This window comes from Bartonella sp. AA89HNZF (assembly GCF_042196905.1).
GTDB lineage: Bacteria > Pseudomonadota > Alphaproteobacteria > Rhizobiales > Rhizobiaceae > Bartonella.
Map to the genome: position 1 here is coordinate 1 of NZ_JBHIRD010000039.1, position 6,212 is coordinate 6,212.

The following is a 6,212-nucleotide window of genomic DNA, read 5'->3' on the forward strand; positions in this document are numbered from 1 at the left end:
GTATATTTATAAGGCAAACGATTTCTTGTGGTATAGCCATTTACGAGTTTGAAAGAGTCTTCTTGTGCTTTTCCAGATACTTGAATGAGCGAGAGGCCACCTATATTGGAAGGATCAGCAGCATTGACTACACTACTTTCATCTCCTGAATCGCTTTTGATATAAACTGTTGTGGAGCCTGAGACATCACCGTGAATGAGAAGCCTATCGGTTTTTTGATCGGCACTTACTACGCCATCACTCCAAGCAATGTTGAAGTAAATCTTTGCGTCTCCCGTTGCGTTGTAGACTTCTTGCGTGTCTGGTTTACCAGAACCTATATGCAATGTTTGGTAGTGATCTTCTGTTGGTTTCTCAAAAACAATGGAGCTGTTATCGAGATTAAGCGTGGAAATATCAGAACGAGATCTTTGAGCGATATCAAGCAGATTGCCATCAGCATCTTTTTCGTTTTTGCTGATTTTCAACGTCCATTTCGTATTGTTTTTCAGATCAAAACGTACATTTCTGTCTTTAGCAATATTCGCTCTGCCTTCTAGAGTAGACTGATCAGCACTTAAGGTGAAGGAGCCATTGGAGATCGCTTTAACCTCTTTATTGTTCCAATAATTGTCGTTTTTCCAAGATTTTGGATCTTCGAAAAGACCATCTCTTAATAATACGTCGGCATGGATTTCTGAATTTTTGAGACTGACTGTACCGATTGATAAAGTTGGAATATCTTCCATATTTGTGTTAGTAAAAGCTCCAACAAAAATTCCAGTACCATTTTCAGCGTGAACATCTGCATTTGTCAAATTGATTTCACTGTTTTTATGTTTTTGTGGAACATCTGGATAATCTAGATCAGGATTAGAGAGAGCTATAAATTGCAAACCAGCAACTCCTGCTATCATAGAAGTATTCACGACATCAATATGTCCGTTAAATGCCGCCCATAGTGCAACTTTTTTTGCTTCTATTTTATTTTTGATTGTATTCTCTGCTGTTCCAATATAACCATTCGTCATCTTAATCGTGCTATTATTTCCTGCAAAAAGACCAACATCAAAATTTTGAATGATTGTTTTACCATTTAACTTAATTAAACTATCAGTTTCTGCAACGTTTACACCAACGGTCATTGTTTTACTTTCACCACCAGTTATTGTTAAATCTCCGCTAATGATTTTACTTCCACCGTCTGCATAAAACCCTTCATCAACATTTTGAATGGTTGTTTTGCCTATTAACCTAACTTCACTACCAGAGTCCGATGTCCATATACCAGTGCGTTCGTTGTCAGGGCCTTCAAGTGCTTCACCACCGATTATCGATAAGTTTTCGCTAATGATTTTACCACCATTACCGGCATCGAGTCCGCTCAAAGTATTGTTAATTATTGTATCGCCATGCAATTGAATTGTGCTGTTATCGCCAATTACAAATGCACCGCTTCCTGTTCCCTCTGTTGTTAGAGCAACATTCGTGGCATCAATCTTTCCGCCTTTTTCTGCAAATAATGCAGCGTCTTTCCCATTTACCTTTCCTCCCGTCATTATGATAGTGGCGTTTTGTGCATTGGATTTTTGTCCATCAGCATGAAGACCATAACCATAAGATGAAATGACTTCAGTGCCGTTTAAAGTAATTCTGCTATAGTTTTGAGCATATACTCCATCAGTTTTTCCATTGAATGTTCCTTTGGAGATTTTTACTATGGAGAAACCATTTGCAGATATGCCTGTTAGTGCTTGAGTTACGGTTACATTATTCAAAGTTACTGTGCTGTAGTAAGCTCTTATTCCCTTATCCATAAGGATGTCATTTTTGCCGCTTGATATTGTAACATCTTCTAACGTGCTTTCGTTAATACTCTGTTCGAAAATAGCACCTATATGAGATGCAGCAATGGAACCATCAATCATCTTGATAGTCGCTCCATCTCGTACATCAAGACCGTTTGCAACTTTTTCAATGGTTGTTGTACCGTTTAATGTAATCATACTGTTGTAGTAGGCTATTGCACCAGTACTGTTTTCAGTTTCAGAGCCGGTTATTGTTAGATTGTTGCTAACAATTTTGCCCCCAAGTGTTGCCGTAAGACCGTTTGTTACTTTTTCAATGGTTGTTGAGCCTTTTAATTCAATCGTACTATCAAGTGTGAAGGACATTACACCAGAGCTATTGCTATTTTTTTCGTTCTGAGAACCTGTTATTGTTAAATTTTCGCTAACGATTTTGCCCTTATTCACCACAAGACCCTTGCTAACAACATCTTTAATGATTGTTTGTCCTGTTAATTTAACCACGCTATCAAGCGCATCGACCAATACACCAATGTTTTTTTCTCCAGCTCCAGGAAGGATGATCGTTAAATCTTTCCCAGTGATTTTGCCTCCACTTTCTGCTCGAATCCCGTTTTGAAAGTTTTCAATGGTGGTTTCACCCATTAATTCAATCTCACTACCAAGACCTTGAGTTGTTACACCAATACCTGTACTATTTCCTTCTATTGTTAAATTTTCGCTAACGATTTTGCCTTTATTTTTTGCCCAAAGCCCATTTACGGCTTTTTCAATGGTTGTTTCCCCTTTTAACGTAATTTCGCTACCATCACCTTCAGAGGTTACACCAGTTTTTTCAAATTCAGAAACGATTATTTTTAAATCCTTGCCAATGATTTTGCCACCGTCTTTTGCATGAATAGTTTCGTAGGTTTTATCGGATACTTCTTGTTGTTTTACCCCAGAAACTACGAGGGTTTCAGCATGTGCACTGAACTGAATATTGAACAGGATAATAGCGGCTGCAGCCGTGCATGATAAAAGGGATGTTTTATACACTAGCATTCTCCTTATGATAGCCCCCAAATATTCATTTCCCCGCGAACTTCATAAGAAGAAGTGAAAATGGATAATTGTTATTAATTTCAGTAATTGTCTTTATTTGGTAAGACATTTTTGGTTTTTTGTCAAAATTAAAAAATAATTGATATTAATTATGTCTAATACAAAATGTATTTATAATTGATTTTATTTAAAGAATTATAATTTTGAATATTATTATTCAGAGAAATATTGTGAGATACTGATATAGTGGTACCATGATATCTTTTACCTGATGGTAGATGACGCAAATTGGGGTTATGAGGGAACAAAAAAGGATGTAGAAGAAGCTAGTAAAAAAGCTAACTTACTTGGGCTTAAAGTGATTTTTCATCTTTCAACATAGTGGTATTATTTATTTCTAATAGACTTCTCTTTTTCTCAAAGTAGGAAGTACTCTTCATCCACTGGGGATGGAAGTGCTCTGTTGCGTTTGTTGTGTCTTGTCTTGGAGATTTTCGTAAAGAACTAAGTATAAAGAGGGAAGGGTGCTTTAAAAGGAAAAAGGATGACTTTAATGTACAAAAAGGGCAGCATATTGTGGCTGCCCTTTTTGTTAAATTGAATAGAATGAATAGGCTATTTTTACAGCCTTGATTTAAAATTGATAGCGTATGCCACCTGAAAAGCTTGCACCACTTATACCAGTTTTCTGAAGCTTTTGTCGATAGCTTACATCAGCGTAAAGAGAGAAATTGTGAGACAATTGCGCATTGATGCCAATGCCGCCCTCAATTGCTGTTCCCATGGAATCAAGGTCAAAATTCTTGCTAATTTGTACTTTTCCATTATCACCAAAAGCTTTGATCAAGTTTGCTTTTCCATAGAAGGAAATGGCAGGACCATTTTCAGTGGTCATAATGGTTTTGGTTAAACGTCCACCAATTCGCACCAACCATTGAGAAGGATTTTTCATATCAACGGTAAAATTATCAGCATCTTCAATGGTATCAAACATCAAATGTTGATAAGCAAGTTGTATTTGGGGCTCGAAGATTACTCCTTCCATTCCGGTAGAAAATTGTTTGCCAACGGTGGTGGAAATACTCAACATTTTTACATTGTTCAATTTCGCGGTTTTACCAATGATAGCATTGGTGATATCGCTCTTTATTATTCCATAGGATAAAAGTGTATCCATATAGAAACCACTGTCATGCTGTACGCTGCCATAAGCTGTTAGTGACCATTTATCTAAAGTGCTTTTACTTGCATCCTGCATCTCTTTTGGAGTGAAAGACAGCCGCCCATAGGTGCCTATAAGACCGAAATGTGTCGTGGTATTTTGTCCTTCTAATGTCGCTAATGTGACACCGGCTTGGAGAGCAGCATAGCGAATATCAGCACCATAGCCATATTTAAGGGGACCGCGTTTCGAGGATAAGGTTCCTTTACCTCCATAGGTAGAGAGGAAGAAACTGTTTTTAAGATTTTTCTGCTCTCCCAAGACTGTTGTTCTCATATTGGCTAAAAGTGCATTTTGCTTGGCCATATCGGCTAATCCAGTATAAAAGAGAGCATTTGGCATAACCAAATAACTTGCCATTTGTGGTACAACTGCTCTTACTTTTGAATCGGGGTCAAGAAATTCAGGCTGCAAGCGGAAGTCCCAGAAATCTTTATCCTTTTCATCGAATAAGTTTTGGTTAGCATTGGCTTTGCCATAACTTGATACTGGTCCATAGGCAGTCAGCGTATATTTATAAGGAGTTCCTCCTATGGTGGTATAGCTATTTTTCAATTTAAAGGAGTCTTCTTTTGCTTCTCCAGAAACTTGAATAAGTGAAAGTCCACCTATATTTGAAGGAGGAGAAGCATTTTCTACACTCTCCTTATCCTCTGAAACACTTTTGACATAAACTGTTGTGGTGCCTGCTACATCACCGTGAATGAGAAGCCTATCGGTTTTTTGTGCATCTATTGCAACACCATCACTCCATATAGCGTTGAAATGAATTTCTGCCTTACCAGAGGCATTATAGACTGCTAGAGTGGTTGGTATTCCAGATCCTACATGCAATGTATGATAATGATCTTCTACCAGCCCATTGAAAACAATAGAACTATCATTGAGATTGAGCACAGAAATATCAGAACGTGACCTTTGAGCAATAGCAAGCAGTTTTCCATCATCATCGGTTTCTTTTGTACTGGTTTTCAATATCCATGTTGCCTTGTTTGTCAAATCAAAGCGTACAGTTCTGTTTTCTGCAATTTTTGCTCTTCCGTTTAATACCGAGTGATTAGCATTTAGTGTAAAAGCAAAGTTATTTTCTTTAGTTGAGGCTTTTGCTGATAATAAAATATCGGCACTGATTTCTGAATTTTTGAGATTGGCTATACCGATTGATTGGTCTGCATTAATTCCAATACTATTTTCAGTGTGAAGCTTTGTATTTGTCAAGTTGATTTCTAAGGTGTTATCATCCTCGGATTTATCAAATGTTATGCCACTGTTTTCTGCTGTTGCAGAAACATTTGTTACATCAATATATCCGCTATTTTTTACAACAAATGCTGATCCTTTTGCTGCTACGGTCCCTCCATTCATTTTAATCGTGCCACCGTTTTCTGCATAAAGCCCGATGAAAGTATTGCTAATCGCTGTATTTCCATACAATTCAATTAAGCTGTTAGGATTGCTGGTAGCTGCACCGTATCCATTGCCATCCATCGTTGTCAGAGCAACGTCTGTGACCTTAATATGTCCACCATTCATTGCGAACAATGCCATGGTTTTCGCAGTTACTGTTCCCCCAGTCATTATGATTGTACCACTATTTTCTGCATCAAGTCCGGTTACAGCATTATCAATAGTTGTCTTCCCATACAATTCAATCAAGCTGTTAGGATCGGTGGTAGCTGCGCCATAGTTACCATTTATTGTTGTTAGAGCAACATCTGTGACTTTAATATGCCCACCGCTTTTTGCAAGCAATGCCATGTTTGCAGCGGTTACAGTTCCTCCCGCCATTGTGATTGCACCACTATTTTCTGCATTAAGTCCGATGAAAGTATTGCGAATCGCTGTATTTCCATACAATTCGATCAAGCTATCAGGATCGGTGGTAGCTGCGCCATAGTTACCATTTATTGTTGTTAGAGCAACATCTGTGACTTTAATATGCCCACCGCTTTTTGCAAGCAATGCCATGTTTGCAGCGGTTACAGTTCCTCCCGCCATTGTGATTGCACCACTATTTTCTGCATTAAGTCCGATGAAAGTATTGCGAATCGCTGTATTTCCATACAATTCGATCAAGCTATCAGGATCGGTGGTAGCTGCGCCATAGTTACCATTTATTGTTGTTAGAGCAACATCTGTGACTTTAATATGCCCACCGC

Annotated in this window: 2 protein-coding genes; both read right to left on the bottom strand. The window is 38.1% G+C overall.

The window, feature by feature from the left end; translation table 11 throughout:
- A partial coding sequence (locus ACFIN0_RS09265) for an autotransporter outer membrane beta-barrel domain-containing protein (RefSeq protein ID WP_375702393.1) occupies window positions 1-2,825 on the bottom strand: 2,825 nt, incomplete at its 3' end.
- 640 nt (window positions 2,826-3,465) lie between these two features.
- Window positions 3,466-6,212 (bottom strand): autotransporter outer membrane beta-barrel domain-containing protein (locus ACFIN0_RS09270; protein ID WP_375702394.1); only part of this gene is annotated, 2,747 nt, incomplete at its 5' end.